At 71.5% G+C, this 19,603-nt stretch carries 16 protein-coding genes; 8 read left to right on the top strand and 8 right to left on the bottom strand.

Annotated features, from left to right (window positions below):
• The first annotated feature begins 12 nt into the window (after nt 1-12).
• The gene (locus QF034_RS12715) at nt 13-858 is read left to right on the top strand and encodes a maleylpyruvate isomerase family mycothiol-dependent enzyme (RefSeq protein ID WP_307175060.1); all 846 of its coding nucleotides are present in this window, start codon (nt 13-15) and stop codon (nt 856-858) included.
• A 129-nt stretch (nt 859-987) separates the two neighbouring features.
• Complete coding sequence (locus QF034_RS12720; RefSeq protein ID WP_307175061.1) at nt 988-1,929, top strand: SMP-30/gluconolactonase/LRE family protein; 942 nt, start codon at nt 988-990, stop codon at nt 1,927-1,929.
• 3 nt (nt 1,930-1,932) lie between these two features.
• On the opposite strand, the gene QF034_RS12725 is transcribed toward QF034_RS12720, so the two are convergent.
• From QF034_RS12725 to QF034_RS12735, 3 genes are all read right to left on the bottom strand, one after another.
• The gene (locus QF034_RS12725; RefSeq protein ID WP_307175062.1) at nt 1,933-2,859 is read right to left on the bottom strand and encodes an oxidoreductase; all 927 of its coding nucleotides are present in this window, start codon (nt 2,857-2,859) and stop codon (nt 1,933-1,935) included.
• A gap of 90 nt (nt 2,860-2,949) precedes the next feature.
• Nucleotides 2,950-4,656 carry a SulP family inorganic anion transporter gene (locus QF034_RS12730; RefSeq protein WP_307175063.1) on the bottom strand — a complete coding sequence of 569 codons (1,707 nt, stop codon included), beginning with the start codon at nt 4,654-4,656 and terminating at the stop codon, nt 2,950-2,952.
• A 971-nt stretch (nt 4,657-5,627) separates the two neighbouring features.
• Nucleotides 5,628-6,233: a carbonic anhydrase gene (locus tag QF034_RS12735; RefSeq protein ID WP_307175064.1), complete on the bottom strand. Its 606-nt coding sequence runs from the start codon at nt 6,231-6,233 to the stop codon at nt 5,628-5,630.
• A gap of 227 nt (nt 6,234-6,460) precedes the next feature.
• Between QF034_RS12735 and QF034_RS12740 the strand changes: the two genes are divergently transcribed.
• The 5 genes from QF034_RS12740 to QF034_RS12760 all read left to right on the top strand — a co-directional run bounded on the left by QF034_RS12740 (nt 6,461) and on the right by QF034_RS12760 (nt 11,305).
• Entirely contained in the window at nt 6,461-7,246 is a 786-nt protein-coding gene (locus QF034_RS12740; protein WP_307175066.1) for a response regulator transcription factor, read from the top strand.
• A complete protein-coding gene (locus tag QF034_RS12745; RefSeq protein ID WP_307175067.1) occupies nt 7,243-8,733 on the top strand; it encodes a sensor histidine kinase in 1,491 nt (496 codons plus the stop codon). Before QF034_RS12740 ends, QF034_RS12745 begins: the two co-directional genes overlap by 4 nt.
• 187 nt (nt 8,734-8,920) lie before the next feature.
• Complete coding sequence (locus tag QF034_RS12750; protein ID WP_307175068.1) at nt 8,921-10,078, top strand: alkaline phosphatase PhoX; 1,158 nt, start codon at nt 8,921-8,923, stop codon at nt 10,076-10,078.
• Between the two features lie 109 nt (nt 10,079-10,187).
• Nucleotides 10,188-10,694 carry an excalibur calcium-binding domain-containing protein gene (locus tag QF034_RS12755; protein ID WP_307175069.1) on the top strand — a complete coding sequence of 169 codons (507 nt, stop codon included), beginning with the start codon at nt 10,188-10,190 and terminating at the stop codon, nt 10,692-10,694.
• 92 nt (nt 10,695-10,786) lie between these two features.
• Nucleotides 10,787-11,305 (top strand): NUDIX hydrolase, encoded by a 519-nt coding sequence (locus tag QF034_RS12760; protein ID WP_307175070.1) that lies wholly within the window; start codon nt 10,787-10,789, stop codon nt 11,303-11,305.
• 25 nt (nt 11,306-11,330) lie between these two features.
• Here the strand turns inward: QF034_RS12760 and QF034_RS12765 are convergent, their stop codons facing one another.
• Nucleotides 11,331-11,660: an erythromycin esterase family protein gene (locus QF034_RS12765; protein WP_307175071.1), complete on the bottom strand. Its 330-nt coding sequence runs from the start codon at nt 11,658-11,660 to the stop codon at nt 11,331-11,333.
• Nucleotides 11,657-12,643 carry an erythromycin esterase family protein gene (locus QF034_RS12770; RefSeq protein WP_307175072.1) on the bottom strand — a complete coding sequence of 329 codons (987 nt, stop codon included), beginning with the start codon at nt 12,641-12,643 and terminating at the stop codon, nt 11,657-11,659. Before QF034_RS12770 ends, QF034_RS12765 begins: the two co-directional genes overlap by 4 nt.
• Before the next feature lie 102 nt (nt 12,644-12,745).
• Between QF034_RS12770 and QF034_RS12775 the strand changes: the two genes are divergently transcribed.
• Nucleotides 12,746-13,018, top strand: a complete 273-nt coding sequence (locus QF034_RS12775) for a hypothetical protein (RefSeq protein WP_307175073.1) — start codon at nt 12,746-12,748, stop codon at nt 13,016-13,018.
• Here QF034_RS12775 and QF034_RS12780 read toward each other — a convergent pair.
• The 3 genes from QF034_RS12780 to QF034_RS12790 all read right to left on the bottom strand — a co-directional run bounded on the left by QF034_RS12780 (nt 12,954) and on the right by QF034_RS12790 (nt 19,499).
• Entirely contained in the window at nt 12,954-14,237 is a 1,284-nt protein-coding gene (locus QF034_RS12780) for an NYN domain-containing protein (protein WP_307175074.1), read from the bottom strand. The two genes, QF034_RS12775 and QF034_RS12780, sit on opposite strands and share 65 nt — an antisense overlap.
• An 882-nt stretch (nt 14,238-15,119) precedes the next feature.
• Entirely contained in the window at nt 15,120-17,867 is a 2,748-nt protein-coding gene (ppdK, locus tag QF034_RS12785; RefSeq protein WP_370880790.1) for a pyruvate, phosphate dikinase, read from the bottom strand.
• 405 nt (nt 17,868-18,272) lie between these two features.
• Nucleotides 18,273-19,499: an ROK family transcriptional regulator gene (locus tag QF034_RS12790; RefSeq protein ID WP_307175076.1), complete on the bottom strand. Its 1,227-nt coding sequence runs from the start codon at nt 19,497-19,499 to the stop codon at nt 18,273-18,275.
• Between the last annotated feature and the right edge of the window lie 104 nt (nt 19,500-19,603).

Consider the following 19,603-nt stretch of genomic DNA (forward strand, 5'->3'; position numbering starts at 1 on the left):
CAGGCTGGGGCCATGGTTGTGCAGCCGAACGACAGGCCCGGCCTCTCCTGGCTCGGTGCCCCGATCGACGCCCGCCCGCTGTTCGAGCCGGAACTCGGGGCGCTGCTGGGCCTGTTGCGGGGACTGCGGCCCGGGCAGTGGCAGGCGGCGGCCGTGCCGGGCTGGACCGTGCACGACGTCGCCGTACACGTCCTCGGGGATTACTCCGCCCGCCTCGGCCGCCGGGAGTTCGGCGCCTTCGCGCCGGGAGAGACCCTGGAGGCGTTCATCCACCGCGCCAACCAGGAGTGGGTCGACCGCCACCGGGGCATGGACCCGGCCGCGCTCGTCGACGCCTTGGAGGAGGCCGGCTCCGAACTGGCCCGCCGCTTCGCGCACGCCGACCTGGACGCGCCGTCCCTGGGCGTGTCCTGGGCCGGGGCGGACCCGGCGCCGATGTGGCTGGACTGTGCGCGGGAGTACACCGAGTACTGGACGCACCGCCAGCAGATCCGGCACGCGGCCGGGCTGGCCACCGACCCCGGGCCGCGGGCCCTGTCCCTGGTCCTGGACACCTTCATGCGGGCCCTGCCCCACACGCTGCGCGACACCGCCGCGCCGGCCGGCACGCGGGTGGAGGTGACGGTCCCCGGCCCGGGAGGGGGCACCTGGACCGTGACCGCCGGGCCGGACGGCTGGTCCCTGGCGGAGGATCCCGGCGGCCGGCCGGCGGCGGCCACCGTGGAGCTGGACCCGGAGACCGCCTGGCGGCTGTGCACGCGGGGTGTCGAGCCGGCCGACGCTCTCGCCCGGGCCCGGGTCGACGGGGACCGGCGGCTCGCCGAGGCCGTGTGCCGGATCGTGTCGATCGTCTACTGAGCAACTGCCGGGCAGGGATGTCGAGTTGCTGTCGAGTTGCTGTCGAGTTCACCGACTCGACTGCCGTGCCGGGGGTCCTTCGCGTTTCATCGAGTCACACCCCCACCTTCCTTCCACGGAGGCCCGACCATGACCCGGAACCATCCCCGGCCGTCCCGGCGGAGCGTGCTCGGCGGGGCCGTCGCCGCGCTCGCCGTGGCCGCCGGCACCACCGGCACGGCGCAGGCCGTCCCCGGGACCGGCCGGCCGACCGAGTTCCCGCTGCCCGACGGCTGGCTCCCCGAGGGGATCACCATCGGCAGCAGGCCGTACGCGTACATGGGCTCGCGCGCCGACGGCGCGATCTACCGCACCGACCTGCGCACCGGCGAGGGCGGTGTGCTGCACGAGGGCACCGCCGGACTCGCGTCCATCGGCCTGAAGCTGGACCGTGACGGCCTGCTGTACGTGGCCGGCGGCGCCTCAGGCACCGCGAGGATCGTCGACGCGCGCACCGGCGAGCTGCTCACCACGTACCAACTCACCCGGGACGCCGCGCCGTTCATCAACGACGTGGTCCTGCACGAGGACCGCGCCTGGTTCACCGACTCCCGTGCGGCCGTCCTCCACGGTGTGCCGCGCGGGCGGCGGGGCGAGGTCCGCGCCTTGCCGCTCACCGGCGAGTGGGTGCAGGAGCCCGCCGGGACCAACAGCGCCAACGGCCTGGTCGCCACGCCCGACGGACGCGGGCTGATCGTCGTCAACGCGGGTCAGCTGTACCGCGTGGACCTCCGGACCGGCCACGCCGTCAAGATCGCGCTGGAGGGCGCGCCGGACGTGGCGGGCGGCGACGGCCTGGTCCGTCTCGGCCGCACGCTGTACGTCGTCCAGAACCGCCTGAACAAGGTCACCGTCTGGTACCTCGACCGGAAGGCCATCACCGCCACCCTGACCAGGACGATCACCGACCCCCGCTTCGACGTCCCCACCACCGCCGCCCGTTACGGCGACCGCCTCTACCTGGTCAACGCCCGCTTCACCAGCCCGCAGACGCCGGAGACGACGTTCAACGCGGTGGCCGTGTCTCTGTGAGTGTCATGCCGTCAGGGCGTCGTACGTCACGCCGGTGAGTTCCTCGGACGCGGCCCACAGCCGCTGTCCCGCCGCGTCGTTGAGGGTCCAGGGCGCCCGCCAGGACGGTGCGGGCGCCCCGCGCCACATGGCGATGCGCGGGCCGGTGAAGGAGTCGGGCCGCACGCCGGGTTCCGTCGCGGCGTACAGGATCGGCAGCGCGCCCGCCTCGGCCGGCTGGGCGACGACCCGGTTGGCGATCCGCACGAGCCGCTCGGCGGCCGGGCGTCCCTCGGCGAGCGGCCCGGTGGTCTGGAGGTTGGTGGCCGCGTACCCGGGGTGGGCCGCGGCCGCCACCAGGTCCGTGCCGTGCGCCGCCGCCCGGCGCGCCAGCTCGTGCGTGAACAGCAGGTTGGCCGTCTTGGACCGGGCGTAGGCGATCCAGCGCCGGTAGCGCCGCTCGCTGTTGAGGTCGTTGATGTCGATGTTGGCGAGGGCGTGCATCCCGCTGGAGACGACCACGACCCGGGCCCCCGGCGCCGCGAGCAGCGCGGGCAGCAGCAGGCCGGTGAGGGCGAAGTGCCCCAGGTGGTTGACCCCGAACTGCGTCTCGAAACCGTCCGCCGTCGTCCCGTACGGCAGCGCCATCACCCCGGCGTTGTCGACGAGCACGTCCAGCCGCTCGTACGGGAAGCCGGCCGCGAACTCCCGTACGGAGGCCAGGTCCCCGAGGTCGAGCCGCCCCAGCTCGACCCGGGCCTCGGGCAGTTCCGCACGGAGCCGGTCCACGGCCGCGTTCCCCCGGGCCTCGCTGCGGCACGCGAGCACCACCCGCGCGCCCTTGCGGGCCAGCTCCCGTGCCGTGACGAACCCGATCCCGCTGTTGGCGCCGGTGACGACCGCGACGCGGCCGCTCTGATCCGGGATGTCCTGTGTGTTCCAGCCCGGCATGGCAGGCTCCCTCCGTCGGTGGCCGCGATCCAGCCTACGAGGGGGCGTGGGGGCGGGGCGGACCCGGGCCACCGGCTCCTGGCGTATCCGTCAGCCCACCGGGCTCGACCGCTGGTCGTCGGGGAGGGGGCGGGTGTCGAGGTAGAACCACTCGGCGTCGGCGGTGGGCCAGGGGGAGGGTTCCCCCGCTGCTTCGCCCCATGGTTCTTCGGCCATCGCCGCGACAGGCCGTTTGGGCAGCGGTGTCTGGGCGTCTCCCGCGGGCGCAGCGACGCGGTCGCCGCCCGGCTTCGCCTCCCCCGGCATCAGCAGCTCCACCCGCAGCCCCAGTCCCCGCTGCTGGGCGGTGAACTCCTCGACCTGGTTGCGGCAGGCGTGGTCCAGGTGGGTCACGCCGGTCAGGTCGAGCCGGATCTTGGGCTTCCCGGCCGCGGCGGCGGCCTCCAGCGCCTCGATCACCTTCGGCAACCGCAGGAACGTCGCGTTGCCGGCCATGACGACCTTCGCCGTGTCGTCCTCGACGTGCTGGCGGATCGCGGTCTGGGACATGCGCAGCGCGGCCAGCACGATGCCCGCGGCGAGGCCGATCAGCACGCCCTCCAGCAGCGCGGTCACCACGATGACCAGGGTGGTCAGCGTCATCACCGCGAACTCGCCCTTGTCCTGCCGCCACATCTTCGGGAACTCGGCGGGCCCGAACAGCTTCCAGCCGCTGTGCACGAGGACACCGGCGAGCACCGAGATCGGGATCAGCGCGAGCACCTGCGGCAGCAGCAGCGCGAACGCGAGCAGCCACAGGCCGTGCAGGGTGCGGGAGAGCCGGGTCTTGGCCCCGGCCTGGACGTTGGCCGAACTGCGGGCCACGACCGCGGTGATCGGGAGCGCGCCGAGGATGCCGGCGACGGTGTTCCCGGCGCCCTGGGCGATCAGCTCGGTGTTGTAGCGGGTGCGCGGGCCGCTGTGCATACGGTCCACCGCGGCGGCCGTGAACAGGCTCTCGGCGGAGGCGATGACCGTGAAGGTGAGGATGGCGGTGATGATCGCCCCGTCCGCGAGCCCGGCGAACTGCTCCGGCCCGGGCAGCGACACGGAGGCGAGCAGATTGCCCACCTGGAGCGTCTTCACGTCCACGCCGGGCAGCGCGGCGACCACGATGCCGATGCCTACCGCGACCAGCGCGGCGGGGACCTTCCCGGCCGGGCCCGGCACCTTCTTCCACAGGAAGCTGAGCACGATCGTGACGACGCCGAGCAGGGTGGCGATCATCGCCTGCGGGTCGGTCAGGATGCCGGCCAGCAGCGCGGGGATGCCGGCCATGTTCTCGATCGCCGTGCCGGGGGCCTTGGCGTCGGCCATCGGATAGGCCTGGCTGAACATCAGCGGCACGCCGATGCCGGCCAGCATGCCCTGGACGACGGCGACGGAGATGGCCTGGAACATCCGGCCGAGCCGCACGAGTCCGAGGACGATCTGGAGGAGGCCGGTGAACAGCACGATCACGCCGAGCATGGCCACGCCGACCTCGGCGACGGTCTCCGAGACGAGCGCGGCGAGGCCGGCGGCCGGCCCGCTGACCTGGAGCGTACTGCCGCGTGCCGCGCCGACGACCAGACCGCCGATCACCCCGGAGATGATCCCGAGTTCGGCGGGCACGCCGGAGGCGACGGCGACACCGATGCACAGCGGCAGGGCGACGAGGAAGACGACGAGCGAGGCGGTGATGTCGGTGACGAGGTCACCCTTGGCCCCTACCTTGCCGCCACCGCCCTTCACCCGCCCGACCAGCCCACCCAGCACACCGCCCAGGCCGCCCCCCGGACCGCCGGGGGGACCGCCCGACCGCCGTCCCGCGACGCCGCCCGCCGATTCCCAGGCGGGGCCACGGTCGGCACCGCCATACGGACCACCCTCCGGGTCACCCGACCGACCACCCGCCGAACCACCCGGCCGTCCGCGCGCAGCGCCCCCCGCCGAGTCCCACGCCGGGCCACGGCCGGGACCGCCATCCGGTCCGCCATACGGGCCCCCGCCCGGACCACCCGACCGCCCGCCCCCAGCACCCCCCGCCGAATCCCACGCCGGATCACCGCCGAGACCACTCGACCGCCCGCCCGCAGCGCCTCCGGCAGAGTCCCACGCCGGATCACCGCCGACACCACCCGCCGGACCACCCGACCGACCGCCCCCAGCACCCCCCGCCGAATCCCACGCGGGGCCGCCACCCGGGCCCTCCGACCGGCCGCCCGCCGGACCGCCCGACCGCCGTCCCGCGACGCCGCCCGCCGAGTCCCCGGCCAGGCCACCGCCGGGGCCACTCGGCCGACCCCCCATCAAACCGCCCGCTGGTCCGCCTGATCCCCAGCCCGCGGCACCCCTCGCCGAGTCCCCGGCCGACCTGCCCGGACCCCAGTCCGAAGCGCCGCCGTCGGAACCAGCTGGCCCCCAGTCCGCCGCGGTCTCCCCGCGACCACCCGATCCCCAGTCCCCCGGGCCCCCTGCGATGCCGCCCGACTCCCAGCGCCCCGAGCCCTCCGAGGAACCGCCCGGCCCCCAGTCCGAAGCACCCCCCTCGGAGCCGGCGGACCCCCACCCCGCCGCGCCCTCACCGCGAGCACCCGGGCCCCTTGGGAAGCCGCCCGACCCCCAGTCGGCAGCACCCCCCTCGGAGTCAGCCGCCCCCCAACCCCCCGCGTCTCCCCCAGGGCCGGTCCGCCGGCCCCCCGGCATGGCGTCGCCGCCCCGTGTCCGCCCCCGCGCATGCGCCCCGCTCACGCGGCATGCACCCGGAACGCGCCGTCGTCGCCGAGTTCGTAGACGAAGCCCGTGTCGACCTCGTAGTACCAGCCGTGCAGCCGCAGCCGTCCCGTGTCGAGCCGCTGTCGGACCACCGGGTAACTCCGCAACGCGGCCAGCTGGTTGACGACGTTGCCCTGGGAGACCTCCGGCAGTGACGGGTCGTCCGGCGCGGACTCCAGTACGGGGGTCAGTTCGGGGCGGGCGATGTGGAGCCACGCGTCCACGCCGGGCAGCGCGGACAGGTCGTCGCCGGACTTCAGCGCACCCATCGCGCCGCAGTGTGAGTGACCGCACACCACGATGTCCTGAACCCCGAGCACTTCCAGTGCGTACTCGATGGTGGCCGCCTCTCCCGAGGCCCCGGGCCGTCCGTACGGCGGCACGATATTGCCCGCGTTGCGCAGCTCGAATATCTCCCCGGGCCGTGCACCCGTGATGAGCGCGGGTATGACCCGGGAGTCCGAGCAGGTGATGAACAACGCCTCCGGATATTGCCCTTCGGCCAGTTTCCGGTATTCGCCGCTGTCGAAATCGACGCGCGTCCTGAGCGTGCGGGCACGATCCAGCAATGCCTTCAACTCCGCCTCCTGAACTCTCCTGAGCTGCGGTTTCGATCTGTGCACCTCACCGTAGACGGACGACCTACAGCAGAAGGTTAAGCGAACTGAAGAGCCCGGCCAGGAATTGAACATTCTTTGTCCGGATACCCAGACGAACGGTCATCTTGTAGCGTGTGAACTCCAGGGCGGAAAATGCGAATTCACGCTGCCCGGATTCATGTCGGCTTCACGGAGAGACAGGACGTATGGGCCTACGAGTGCTGCTCATCGAGGACGACGAGACGATCGCGGAGCCGCTCACCGAAGGGCTGGGCCACTTCGGACTGACGGTCGATCATGTCGCCACGGGCACGGACGGGCTGAGAGGCCCGTACAACGATGTCGTCCTGCTCGACCTGGGACTGCCGGACATGGACGGCATCGACGTCTGCCGCGGCATCCGGCAGGTCTCGGACGTGCCCATCGTCATCCTCAGCGCCCGCGGCGAGGAGGCCGACCGTGTGCTGGGCCTGGAACTGGGCGCCGACGACTACCTGGCGAAACCATTCAGCGTGCGGGAACTGGTGGCCCGGGTCCGCGCGGTGACCCGCCGCACGCAACGCACCCAGCAGCCCTTCCCCGAGCCACCGGGCACACCGGGCGCGCAGGGCACACCGGGCACACGGGAGGACCCCCCTGCCACACCGTCGTACGACCCGGCCCCCGACCCACCCCACGACCCGGGCCCGCTCGTCGTGGACCGCCGTACCCGCCAGGTCTGGGTCGGCGACTCCCCCGTCCCGCTCACCCCCAAGGAGTTCGACCTGCTGGCGCTCCTCAGCGAGGACCCGGGCGCGGTCTACTCGCGCCAGCAGATCCTCGACCGGGTCTGGGATCCGCACTACGACGGCCCGACCAAGACACTGGACGTCCATGTGGCCGCGCTGCGCCGCAAGCTGGGCCACCCGGCGTGGATCAGGACCCTGCGGGGCGTGGGCTTCCGGCTGGCGGTGCACACGGGGCCGAACGCCCCGCAGGTGGCCTCTCCATGACCCGCCGGCTGCTGATCAGCTACCTCACCCTCGCCGCGCTGGTGCTGCTCTGCCTGGAGATCCCGCTGGGCTTCGTCTACTCGCGCGGCGAGCGGGAGCAGGTGGTCAACGCGGCGAAGGACGAGGCCGAGTCGGTCTCCGCGTACGCCGCGCTGTCCCTCGCGGCGGGGCGGGCCGAGCGGGACCTGCCCGCGCGGGTCGCGCACTGCGCGAAGCGCATCGGCGGGAAGGTGGTGGTCGTCGCCGCCTCGGGCGCGACGCTCGCCACCTCACACCCGGGGGACACCTCGGTGTCCGGCGCCCTGGCCGACCGGCCGGGCATCGCGGCCGCGCTGCGCGGCACCTCGACGGTGGATGTGCGCACCTCCACGATCGGCGGGGTCGAGTACCTGTCGGTGGCCGCGCCGGTCGGTCAGGAGGCCCAGCCCGTGGGTGCCGTGTGGCTGACGGTGCCCACGCGGACGGTGCACGAGCGGGTCCACCACGTGTGGCTGCTGCTCGCCCTGGGCGGTCTCGCCGCGCTGACGGCGGTGGCCGTGGTCGGTTTCGCCTTCGCCCGCTGGGCCGGCCGCCCGATCCGCGAACTGGAGCGCGCCACGCACGAGCTGGCGGAGGGCGGCGGCCGGTTCACTCCGGTGACGATCACCAAGGGCCCGCCGGAAGTGCGCAGTCTGGCCGCCGCGTTCAACCGCACCGCGGCCCGCCTCGCCCATCTGCTCGCCTCCCAGCGGGCGTTCGCCGGCGAGGCCTCGCACCAGCTGAAGACCCCGCTCGCGGCGTTGCGGCTGCGCCTGGAGAACATGGAGCCGGACGTCGCCGCCCGGGCCCGCGGCAGCCTCACCGCGGCCGTCACGGAGACGGACCGGCTCGCCCGTATGGTCGAGCACCTGCTGGCGATGGCCCGGCTGGAGGAGCACGCGGCGATCCCCGCCACCGTCGACCTGGGCACGGTCTGCGCGGAACGGCACCGCACCTGGCAGCCACTGTTCGCGCGGGAGAACGTCTCCCTCGCGCTCTTCACGGGCAGCGTCGGCCCGGTGCTGGCCGTGCCGGGAGCCGTCGAGCAGATCATGGACAACCTGCTGTCCAACGCCCTGCGGGCGTCCCCGCCCGGCAGCACCGTCACGATCGAGCTGCGGATGCCGGCCCCGCCGCGGCGCGCCCTGCGCGACAGCCGCCCCCGCTGGGTCGACCTGCACGTCACCGACGAGGGCCCCGGCATGACGGAGGAGCAGCGGGCCCGCGCCTTCGACCGTTTCTGGCGCGCCCCGGGCGCGCCCAAGGGCGGCTCGGGACTCGGCCTCGCCCTGGTGCAGCGCCTCGCCCACGCCGGCGGCGGCGAGGCGACCCTGCACGCGGCGGCGACGGGCGGACTGGACGTGGTGATCCGCCTGCCGTCCGTACGGCCGCCCGCCGAAGGACACGGGCCGGGCACCGACCGGCCGAGGTCCACCCGGAGACGGGAGGCCCCGGCACTGCCCGCGTGAGCCCACGAACGACAAGGCGAGGCCCGCGAGCGCCTGGTCCCACAGGCGGCACACAGCATGCCGCCCCAGCGCCACGAGTTGTCCATGCCCCGTCAACCCTGCCCGCCTAGCCTCCCTCTCGCCTCCCCCCACGCACAACCCTGCCGTCGACCGGCGGCAGGGCGGTACGGCACCTCTTGGAGTGAGAGTGGAACGTCGTAGCCTCCTGCGTGCGGCCGTCCTCGGCGGCACGTCGGCCGCCCTGGGCGGAACCCTGTGGCGCGGGGCCGCGTACGCGGCCCCGGCCCAGCCCGGCACCGGCCCCTACGGGCCGCTGGGCTCCCCGGACGCCAACGGCATCAGACTGCCCAGTGGCTTCACCAGCCGGGTAGTCGCCCGCTCGGGCCAGCGGGTCGGGACCACGTCGTACACCTGGCACAACGCCCCTGACGGCGGCGCCTGTTACGCCGACGGCACGGGCTGGATCTATGTCTCCAACTCCGAGATCAACCCTTCGGGCGGCGCGAGCGCGGTGAGGTTCTCCTCGACCGGGGCGATCACCGGCGCGTACCGCATCCTGTCCAACACCCGGCAGAACTGCGCCGGCGGCAAGACGCCGTGGAACACCTGGCTGTCCTGCGAGGAGGTGGACCGGGGCTACGTCTACGAGACGGACCCCTGGGGCGCGAAGGCGGCGGTGCGCCGCGACGCCATGGGCCGCTTCAAGCACGAGGCGGCGGCGGCCGATCCCGTGCGCCAGGTCATCTACCTGACCGAGGACGTCACCGACGGCTGCTTCTACCGCTTCCGCCCGACGACCTGGGGCGACCTGTCCTCCGGCACTCTCGAGGTCCTCGTGGCGGGCAGCGGCACCAGCGGCCCGGTCACCTGGGCCCGGGTCCCCGACCCCTCCGGCGCGACCGCCACCCGCAGCCAGGTCTCCGGCGCCAAGCGCTTCAACGGCGGCGAGGGCTGCTACTACGCGAACGACACCTGCTGGTTCACCACGAAGGGCGACAACCGCGTCTGGCAGTACAACGCGGCCGCCCAGACCATCGAACTCGCCTACGACGACTCCCTGGTCACCGGCGGCACGGCCCCCCTCACGGGCGTCGACAACGTCACCGGCACCGCCTCCGGCGACCTCTTCGTCGCCGAGGACGGCGGCAACATGGAGATCTGCGTCATCACCCCCGCCGACGTGGTCGCCCCGTTCCTCCGCATCGACGGCCAGTCCGGCTCGGAGATCACGGGCCCGGCCTTCTCCCCGGACGGCACCCGCCTGTACTTCTCCAGCCAGCGCGGCACCAGCGGCAGCTCCTCGGGCGGCATCACCTACGAGGTGACGGGCCCGTTCCGCGGGTAACCGCACCACCCTGCTTCACGTAACCATCACAAAATGGTCACCCCTCCGCCATCCGGAGCCACCCGGATCTACGGTCGTCCCCTCACGTGTCACCACTGGGGGGACGACCATGACCAATCCGTACACCGGCCCGAACGCCAACCCGTATCCCGGGCCGCCCATGCCGCCCGCGCCGCAGCCCGCCCGCCCGGCGCCCCGCTGGGCACGCAAGCGCTATGTGCTGCCCGCCCTCGGCCTGGCCTGGTTCATCGGCGTCGGTATCGGCGCCTCCGGCGACACGACGGCCGACGCGAAGCCCGCGGCCGCCAAGCCGCAGCCGACCGTCACGGTCACCGCGACCGCCACCGCCACCGCCACCGCGACACCGCTCGCGAAGAAGCCGGAGCCCGCTCCCACGGTCACCGCCACCAAGACCGTCAGAGCCACCATCACGGTCACCGCACGACCGGCCGCGGGCGGCGGCTCCGACGACAGTGGTTCGGGCGGCTCGGCGGACGTCTACTACGCCAACTGCGACGCCGTCCGGGCCGCCGGTGCCGCCCCCATCCACCGCGGTGAGCCCGGCTACGCCTCCCACCTGGACCGGGACAACGACGGGATCGCCTGCGACACGTGACACGAGTACACCGGTGACCATCGGCGCGTCCGGCCGTTCCACCGTTCGGGCAGCTCGTCGCGGGCTGCCCGGACGACGGAAGGAACACCACCGTGGACACGACCGTGCCCGCCACCGACGTACCGCGCGTGCTGCCGCGTGACGAGTGGGTCAGGACGCTGCCGCAGACCATCGTCGCCTCGTGCGTCCTGCTCCTCGACGCCGAGGACCGGATGCTGCTGCTGCGCTACGCCCAAGGCCAGCCCGGTGTCGGACTCTGGGGACTGCCGGGCGGCATGCTCGACCACGGGGAGGACCCCCTCGGTGCCGCGCGCCGGGAGCTGCACGAGGAGACCGGCATCGTCCTGGACCGGGAGCCCCGGTTCATCGGCTACGACCACCGGGCCGACGTGAAGGGCACGGGCCCGGTGATCGACTTCTACTTCCACGGCGGCCGTCTCGCCCCCGGACAGCCCGTCAGGCGCAGCGACGAACACGACCAGGACGGCCTGTTCGCCCTCGCCGACCTGGAATCCACCCCGCTGGCGACGCCGCTGCCGGCCCTCACCGCCCTGCACGAGGCCGCCCTGACCGGCACCGCCGTATGCCTGCGTGAAGGCCTGCTCCAGTGAGAGCCCCTCAGCCCTCTCAGGCCCCTCAGGACATGGACAGCAGGTCCACCTCCCGCCGCCCCCGGTCCTGATGGATCAGCACGTCGAAGCAGCGGCCCAGCGCGATGTCGAACCAGTTCCGGTCTCCCGGATAGGCGGTGCCGACACTGCGCGTGGGCCGGGCCTCGGCGCGCCAGGGGCGGGCCGGCCCCGGGGCGGTACGCAGGTCCATGACGTAGCGGTCGTAGCGCACCTGGTCCAGCGTGTGCTCGTTGCTGCCGGGCCCGGCGGGGCCGACCGTGTGGGTGAGCATGTGCGACTCCTCCGGGTCGGTGGCCTTGAACGAGCCCCGGCCGAAGGTGAGTCCGACGCTCACGTACCCGCCGCCGAGCCGGTCGCGCAGGAACTCGCCCTGCGTCTGGGCAGGACCCGCGGATCCTCGGGGTCGTAGCCGATGTGGTTGTTGTGGCCGGCCAGCAGGATCCGGTGCCCGGTGTGCTCGCGCCACCAGACGACGTTGTCGGCCATGACCTGGTCCCGCCACCGCATGGCCTCGGCAACCTGCCGGGGATCCTCGAAGTCGAAGCCGTACCCGGTGGCCGTCTGGTCGATCACCGTGGCGTGCCGCAGCACCTCGGCGAACTCCTCCCGCACGGCCTCGCCGCGCGGCGCCGGCGACTCCAGCAACTCCAGGGCGCGTCCGGTCCGGGACGCCTTCTCCCGCCGTTCGGCGAACGGCAGGGCCAGGTAGGCCCTCTGGTACTCGCCGGAAGGGACGGCCGGCCGCAGCCCCCGGTACAGCTCCTCGAAGCGCGGCGTGAGGCCCGGACGGACCCGGGCGATGTAGTCCGTGACCCGGTCGTACAGCTCTGGTCCGGTGCACCCCCAGTCGTTACCCATGAAGCGGACCGAGTCCTGCGGGTGGCGGCGGTTGTGGTCCCGCATCCATTCGACCAGGGCCAGGTTCTCGGCGGTCGGGTCCAGCGCGTACGTGTACTGGAAGTCCTCACGCATGATGCGCTCCGGGTCGCCCTTGCCGTGCACGACGTAGTCGTCGAGGCGAACCCCGGTGCTCCAGGCCGTCTCCAGGGCGAAGGTGCGAAAGCCCCGGCGCTCCACCAGGTACCGGAAGACCCGGTCCTTTATGGCGAGGAACTCGTGCGAGCCGTGCGTCGCCTCGCCCATCCCCACCACGACCGCGTCCCCGACCGCCGCGCCGACCGGGCGCAGATCGCTCCCCTCCCCGCCGGCTTCGGCGGTGCGCAGCGGGCTCGCGGCCCGCTCCAGCAGCGGCCCGACCGGGTCCCCCGCCGCCCCGGGAGCGGCGGCGGCAGGGGCCGGGGCGAGAAGGACCAGCACGAGAACGAGGAACGTCCACGGACGTACGGATCGCGAGATCCAACGGCGTGACCCAGACGTCGAACAACGGATAGGTGAACGCACCCAGGACGCCGACGACGGATGCCTCGTTGGCCGGGGACCGGGCGCCCGAGGCCGCCGCTGTTTCCGGCAGACGGCAGACAGGGCTACACCGCCGGTTCCTTCGACTGGATCATCGCCACCTGCTCCGTGCCTGGGATCCCGGACGCGTGGGTGGACCCGCTACGCCCCGGCGGCGTCCTGGTCACCGACGAGGCACTCGGTATCGAGGGCGGCCTCGTACGCCTGATCAGATGGCTCGAGAGGCTGTCTCCTCAGGGCTGCCGGCTGCCAACCCCACCTCGAATCCGCTGATGTCACCCCCGGTGATCCACCTACGGATCAGGTTCCGGTCCTCCTCGGAGAGCGACATCCGTGCGTTCGCGCACAACGTGTAGACGTTTTCCACCCACGCCTCGGCAAGGGCCTCCGCCGTAACACCTTCGGCCATCCGCTGTCCCACGTAGACAAGCCCCTTGAGTACGAAGTTGACGGCGTTGCGAGTTACGGGGTTGCCACGCGACTCTGTTTCGTCTCGGACCCTCTTCGACGTCGGGTACAGCTGAAACGGAGAAGTCTGCAAGTCCTGGGCGAGGACCTCGAACAGCAGGGCATAGGCGTCCGGCTGCAACGCCGGCACATCTGTCAGGGCACTCACCTGAGCGAGAAGACGAGGAAGCTTTGCCCGACCACCCTTGTCCTCGAAGGAGTGCAGCGTTGGATCGAGAAGGTATCCGGGTGGCGTGGCAACATACTCAAGATCACTGCAATGAGTCTTCACGAACCCACTGAAGCTTCCGGCGCCGTACCATGCGGAATCCTTCACCGAGGGATCGATGTTGAGCGCCGCCTGTGCCGCGGAAGCTGAGGCGAGCGGACGGGGAGCCGCCCGCACGACGCGGTAGATCTCCTTGACGACTGCCTCGCGCTGGTCGCTGCCCGCTTGTTGCGGAAGGACGACCGTGACCTGCTCGGCGTCGCTGTCGAACGTCACCTCAGTCGCATGGAACTCGTCCCAGAGCGAGGCTGCGGCGAGCTGCTCAGGCGTCACGAACACATCGCACGTCGCTCGGAAGGCAGCGGCGCTCAAGCCGGCCGCCACCACCGTCGTCCACCGATCCTTGGCCCGGAGCCTCTGCAACACGGGTGTGAAATCGGCGTCCGCCGACATGATCACAAACTCGTCGTACCGGGTCTCGTCCGCGAGAGCATCCATGATGTCGAGCACCATGTAGATGTCGGCACTGTTCTTGCCTCGGGAAGTCAAGGGTGGGCAGTCGATCGACCGAAACCCACTGCGCGTGAAGAAGGCGCGGTACCTGCCGAAAGCCTCCGGGTTGATATACACGTTCCGCACGAGGAAGCGGCGAGCGGGGCCACCCTGGGTAGCTTCACCTGTGTCGCTCTTGCCTTCCAACCAACTCATCCACCTGTCCGGACGGGTCGCAAACGCTTCAGCCGCCCCCGGGTCCATATCGCGAAGTCCCAAGTAGATGTTGTCGAAGTCCACGAACAATGCGGACTTGATCGTCACCAAATTGGCACCATCGAATGGCTCTTTACTCAACGACCCACCTCCACTGATCATTTCGCGGAACGCTCAGAGGGGAGCGATCCAGGCAGCCATGACACCGATGTGGGGAGCATAGTCGCGGTCCTGGACCAGAAAACTGACTGGAACGAACGGTCAGAGATTTGACCGAGGCGCTTGCCGCACAGGGCCACGCGTGACCGGTAATGATCGACTGCGGCGGCGGTGACGGTCCAGCCTGCGCGACGCATGAGTCCGATTGAGGTCCGGGCAGATCTTCGCGGCATTGATGTAATGCGGCCAAATGAGGCGACGTCGCGGATTCACGCTCCGCAGCATTGCCTGACACGAGCGGCCAGAAGCGCGGCGAGGGCAGCGGCATTCACAGTGACGGCCGTATTCCAGGCCGCGTTGGAGTCGATGTGCTTTTCTGCGGGGGATAGGGCCGGTAGGCCCGGTCGTCTACGGCGCGAGCGGCAGCGATGCGAACGCCGTCGTGCATGACGGAGCGTGTGGGACCACTTCCACACGCACGGCTTTGTACGCGCACCGCTGTGCGATCGGTAACACCCACTACTGGCGTGGATGGCGGCCCCGGCACGGACGGGACACGCACAGCCGTAACCTCGACGACAGCTACTACCGCTGGTACCCCAAGCACACCGACGCCGGGAGACAGTGCAGCGCGTAGCTCCACCAGGGGCGCGCCGTCGGCGGGCTGCCACGACGCCTGACGCACTCGGAGGGCACAACGGAGGGGGCGGCACCTCCGCACAAGGTGCCGCCCCGCCCTCCTCCGTGCACCGGAGCCGCCGCGATCGGTGAGGGTGGTCGGGGACCGCCGACGGCTCCGGGTTCTTCAGTGGCCCTGCACGGGCCACGGGTCTACCGGTGGTCGCTGCCCTGCGACTGGACCGCCGCGCGGCCCGCCTCCAGCCGGGCCACCGGGATGCGGAACGGGGAGCAGGAGACGTAGTCGAGTCCCACCTCGTGGAAGAAGTGGACCGACTCCGGGTCGCCGCCGTGCTCACCGCAGACGCCGAGCTTGAGATCGGGGCGGGTCTCACGGCCGGCCTTGACGGCGAGCTTCACCAGGGAGCCGACGCCGTCCTTGTCGATCGTCTCGAACGGGGAGACGCCGAAGATGCCCTTCTCCAGGTACGCGGTGAAGAAGCTGGCCTCCACGTCGTCCCGGGAGAAGCCCCACACCGTCTGGGTCAGGTCGTTCGTGCCGAAGGAGAAGAACTGGGCGGCCTCGGCGATCTGGCCGGCGGTCAGGGCGGCGCGCGGCAGCTCGATCATGGTGCCGATGGACAGCTTGAGCTGCGTGCCCGAGGCCGCCTCGACCTCGGCGATGACCTTGTCGGCCTCCTCGCGCACGATCTCCAACTCCTGCACGGTGCCGACGAGCGGGATCATGATCTCGGCACGCGGATCGCCCTTGGCGGCCTTGCGTTCGGCGGCGGCCTCGGCGATCGCCCGGACCTGCATGGTGAACAGGCCGGGGATGACCAGGCCGAGGCGCACGCCGCGCAGGCCGAGCATCGGGTTCTGCTCGTGCAGGCGGTGGACCGCCTGGAGGAGGCGGAGTTCGTTCTCGTGCGGCTCCTGGCGGGACTCCGCCAGGGCCACGCGGACCGACAGTTCGGTGATGTCGGGCAGGAACTCGTGCAGCGGCGGGTCCAGGAGGCGGACGGTGACCGGGAGGCCGTCCATCGACTCGAAGAGCTGGACGAAGTCCTGCTTCTGCAGCGGCAGCAGCTCCTTGAGGGACTCCTCGCGCTCGGCCTGGGTGTCGGCCAGGATCAGCCGCTCCACCAGCTCGCGCCGGTCGCCGAGGAACATGTGCTCGGTGCGGCACAGGCCGATGCCCTGGGCGCCGAAGCGGCGGGCACGCAGCGCGTCCTCGGCGTTGTCGGCGTTGGCCCGCACGCGCAGGCGGCGCTTGCGGTCGGCGAACGCCATGATGCGGTGGACCGCCTCGACCAGCTCGTCGGCGTCCTCGGCACCGGCGTGCATCCGGCCCTCGAAGTACTCCACGACCGGCGACGGCACGACGGGTACCTCACCGAGGTACACCTTGCCCGACGAGCCGTCGATGGAGACGACGTCGCCCTCCTCGACGACGTGCCCGCCCGGCACGGTCATCCGGCGGCGCTTGGTGTCGACCTCCAGCTCCTCGGCGCCGCAGACACAGGTCTTGCCCATGCCGCGCGCGACGACGGCCGCGTGGGAGGTCTTGCCGCCGCGCGAGGTCAGGATGCCCTCGGCGGCGATCATGCCGTCGAGGTCGTCGGGGTTGGTCTCGCGGCGGATCAGGATGACCTTCTCGCCGGAGCGCGACCACTTGACCGCCGTGTAGGAGTCGAACACGGCCTTGCCGACCGCCGCGCCCGGCGAGGCCGCGATGCCCCGGCCGACCGTCTCGACCTTCGCGCTCTCGTCGAAGCGGGGGAACATCAGCTGCGCGAGCTGGGCGCCGTTGACGCGGGTGAGCGCCTCGGCCTCGTCGATCAGGCCCTGGTCCACCAGCTGGGTCGCGATGCGGAAGGCGGCGCCCGCCGTGCGCTTGCCGACGCGGGTCTGGAGCATCCACAGCACACCGCGTTCGATGGTGAACTCGATGTCGCAGAGGTCCTTGTAGTGGTTCTCCAGCGTCTCCATGATCTGCATCAGCTGGTCGTACGACTTCTTGTCGATCTGCTCCAGCTCCGCGAGCGGCACGGTGTTGCGGATGCCCGCGACCACGTCCTCGCCCTGCGCGTTCTGCAGGTAGTCGCCGTAGACGCCCTGGTGGCCGGAGGCGGGGTCGCGGGTGAACGCCACGCCCGTGCCGGAGTCGGGGCCGAGGTTGCCGAAGACCATCGAGCAGACGTTGACGGCCGTGCCCAGGTCGTGCGGGATGCGCTCCTGGCGGCGGTAGAGCTTGGCGCGGTCGGTGTTCCAGGAGTCGAAGACCGCGTGGATGGCGAGGTCCATCTGCTCGCGCGGGTCCTGCGGGAAGTCCCGGCCGGCCTCGGTCTTGACGATCTTCTTGAACTTGGTGACGAGCTTCTTGAGGTCGGCCGCCTCCAGCTCGGTGTCGACCGTGACCTTCTTGGCCGCCTTGGCCGCCTCCAGCGCGTCCTCGAAGAGCTCGCCGTCGACGCCGAGGACGGTCTTGCCGAACATCTGGATGAGGCGGCGGTAGGAGTCCCAGGCGAAGCGGTCGTCGCCGGCCTGCTTGGCCAGGCCCTGCACCGACTTGTCGGAGAGGCCGATGTTGAGGACGGTGTCCATCATGCCGGGCATGGAGAACTTGGCGCCCGAGCGCACCGACACGAGGAGCGGGTCGTCGGCCTGGCCGAGCTTCTTGCCCATGCGGGCCTCCAGCGCGTCGAGGTGCGCACTCACCTCGTCACGCAGTGCCGCCGGCTCCTCGCCGCTTTCGAGGTAGACCTTGCACGCCTCGGTGGTGATCGTGAAGCCGGGCGGCACCGGAAGGCCCAGGTTCGTCATCTCGGCGAGGTTCGCGCCCTTGCCACCGAGGAGGTCCTTGAGGTCCTTGTTGCCCTCGGTGAAGTCGTAAACGAACTTCACGCCCTCAACACTCGTACCGTGCTCAGCTACGTGGGGATCTTTGTTTTCCGACACGGGTCTCGACTCCTCGAGGACGCGGTGGCTGCCCTGACGGCGAGGAACATACCCAGATCAAAGGCTTCTGGGTACGTCCACTCGCGCGTCATACGCCTGTAACCACTCGTCCGCCAGCGGATCGAAAGTCAAGGCTCGGCAAGCGATCACAGCCGTATGTTTTCACTTCTTGAACGCACGAACCTCCTTTGAGCCCGTGGAGCGCTCATACGAGCGGCGTTCGGCGCGCTTGATTTCGCTCGATGAACGATCAAAGGGTGGCACTCAGTGCCACCCTTTGGAGAAGTGCAGCCGCTCAAGATCCGCTCATCTGAGCGCAACCCTTATCAAGGGTGGCGAGAATCACGCTGCCACAGCCGACGAGATTTCACCATGCGGACGCGTCTCGGGGCCGAAATGTCCCGGTCACACCCCGAGCGCGCGCAGCCGCTCCTCGACCCGCTCGGGGGCGTAGAGGTGCTCCACGACCATCGCCCCGGCCCCGACCAGCCCGGACCGCTCGCCGAGCCGTGCCGTCACGATGTCCAGGTGGGCGGTGGAGCGGGGCAGCGCCCGCTGGTAGAGCAGTTCGCGCACGCCCGTGAGGAACGGGGTTCCGGCCAGATCCCCGGCGATCATCAGCACGCCGGGGTTGAGCAACGTCACCACGGTCGCCAGCACGTCCCCGACCCGGCGCCCGGCCTCCCGGGCCAGGCCGACCGCGTCGGGATGCCCGGAGGCCAGCAGGTCCCGCACGTCCGAGCCGGAGGCCGCCGGCACCCCGGCCTCCACCAGCCGCCGCGCCACCGCGCCACCGCTCGCGATGGCGGCCAGACAGCCGTAGGAACCGCACCGGCACAGCGTCTGGGCGCCCTCCGGCACCCGGATGTGCCCGATGTCCCCGGCGCCTCCGTCGATACCCCGGAACACCGCGCCGTCCACCACGACCCCGGCGCCGATGCCGGTGGAGACCTTGACCAGCACGAAGGCGGAGCAGTCGGGATAGCCGGTGCGCTGTTCGCCGTACGCCATGAGGTTGGCGTCGTTGTCCACCAGTACCGGCACGGCGGCGGCGCCCGTGTGCTCGGTGAGCGCCCGGGCCAGCCGGCTCCTTATGTCGTAGCCGTCCCAGCCGGGCATCATCGGCGGCTGGACGACGCGGCCGGTGTCGGTGTCGACCGGGCCGGGCACGGCGAGCCCGACCCCGCACACGGACTCGGCCCCGCGGCCGGTCTTCTCCAGCAGCTCGCCGAACCAGCGGCCGAGTTCACCCAGCACGGCGTCCGGCCCGTCCTCCACGACGAGGGTGCCGGAGTGCTCGGTGAGGATCTCGCCGCTCAGCGACAGCACGGCCGCCCGCGCGTGCCGGGTGTCGAGGTCGGCCGCCAGGACCACCGCGTGCTCGTCGTCGAACTCCAGGGTGATGGAGGGGCGCCCGCCCAGCGGGGAGTCCACCGGCCCCCCGGCGCCCTCGCGCAGCCAGCCCGCGCGGAAGAGCCGGTCGAGCCGCTGCCCGACGGTGGCGCGGGACAGTCCGGTCGCCTGCTGGAGCGCACCCCGGGTCACGGCGCGGCGACTGCGCACCAGTTCGAGCAGTTCGCCGGCGCTCGCCTGGCCGGCACCTCGTCCCGTTCTGACGGGCCGTCCGGTCATGCACACCCCCTTGTGTTTCTCAACCTTGCCTTACATAGTGGGTTTTGCGTGTTAAATAGACGTAACCCCACGGTAGCCGCAGCCGAACCGGCCGGCCGGACGTC

Source organism: Streptomyces africanus (assembly GCF_030816955.1).
GTDB lineage: Bacteria > Actinomycetota > Actinomycetes > Streptomycetales > Streptomycetaceae > Streptomyces > Streptomyces africanus.

What these genes read in the sequence shown, in the direction of transcription:
- QF034_RS12790 (WP_307175076.1), bottom strand. Translation starts at nt 19,499, where the DNA reads ATGACCGGACGGCCCGTCAGAACGGGACGAGGTGCCGGCCAGGCGAGC.
- QF034_RS12720 (WP_307175061.1), top strand. Translation starts at nt 988, where the DNA reads ATGACCCGGAACCATCCCCGGCCGTCCCGGCGGAGCGTGCTCGGCGGG.
- QF034_RS12725 (WP_307175062.1), bottom strand. Translation starts at nt 2,859, where the DNA reads ATGCCGGGCTGGAACACACAGGACATCCCGGATCAGAGCGGCCGCGTC.
- QF034_RS12745 (WP_307175067.1), top strand. Translation starts at nt 7,243, where the DNA reads ATGACCCGCCGGCTGCTGATCAGCTACCTCACCCTCGCCGCGCTGGTG.
- QF034_RS12775 (WP_307175073.1), top strand. Translation starts at nt 12,746, where the DNA reads ATGCCTCGTTGGCCGGGGACCGGGCGCCCGAGGCCGCCGCTGTTTCCG.
- QF034_RS12715 (WP_307175060.1), top strand. Translation starts at nt 13, where the DNA reads ATGGTTGTGCAGCCGAACGACAGGCCCGGCCTCTCCTGGCTCGGTGCC.
- QF034_RS12740 (WP_307175066.1), top strand. Translation starts at nt 6,461, where the DNA reads ATGGGCCTACGAGTGCTGCTCATCGAGGACGACGAGACGATCGCGGAG.
- QF034_RS12755 (WP_307175069.1), top strand. Translation starts at nt 10,188, where the DNA reads ATGACCAATCCGTACACCGGCCCGAACGCCAACCCGTATCCCGGGCCG.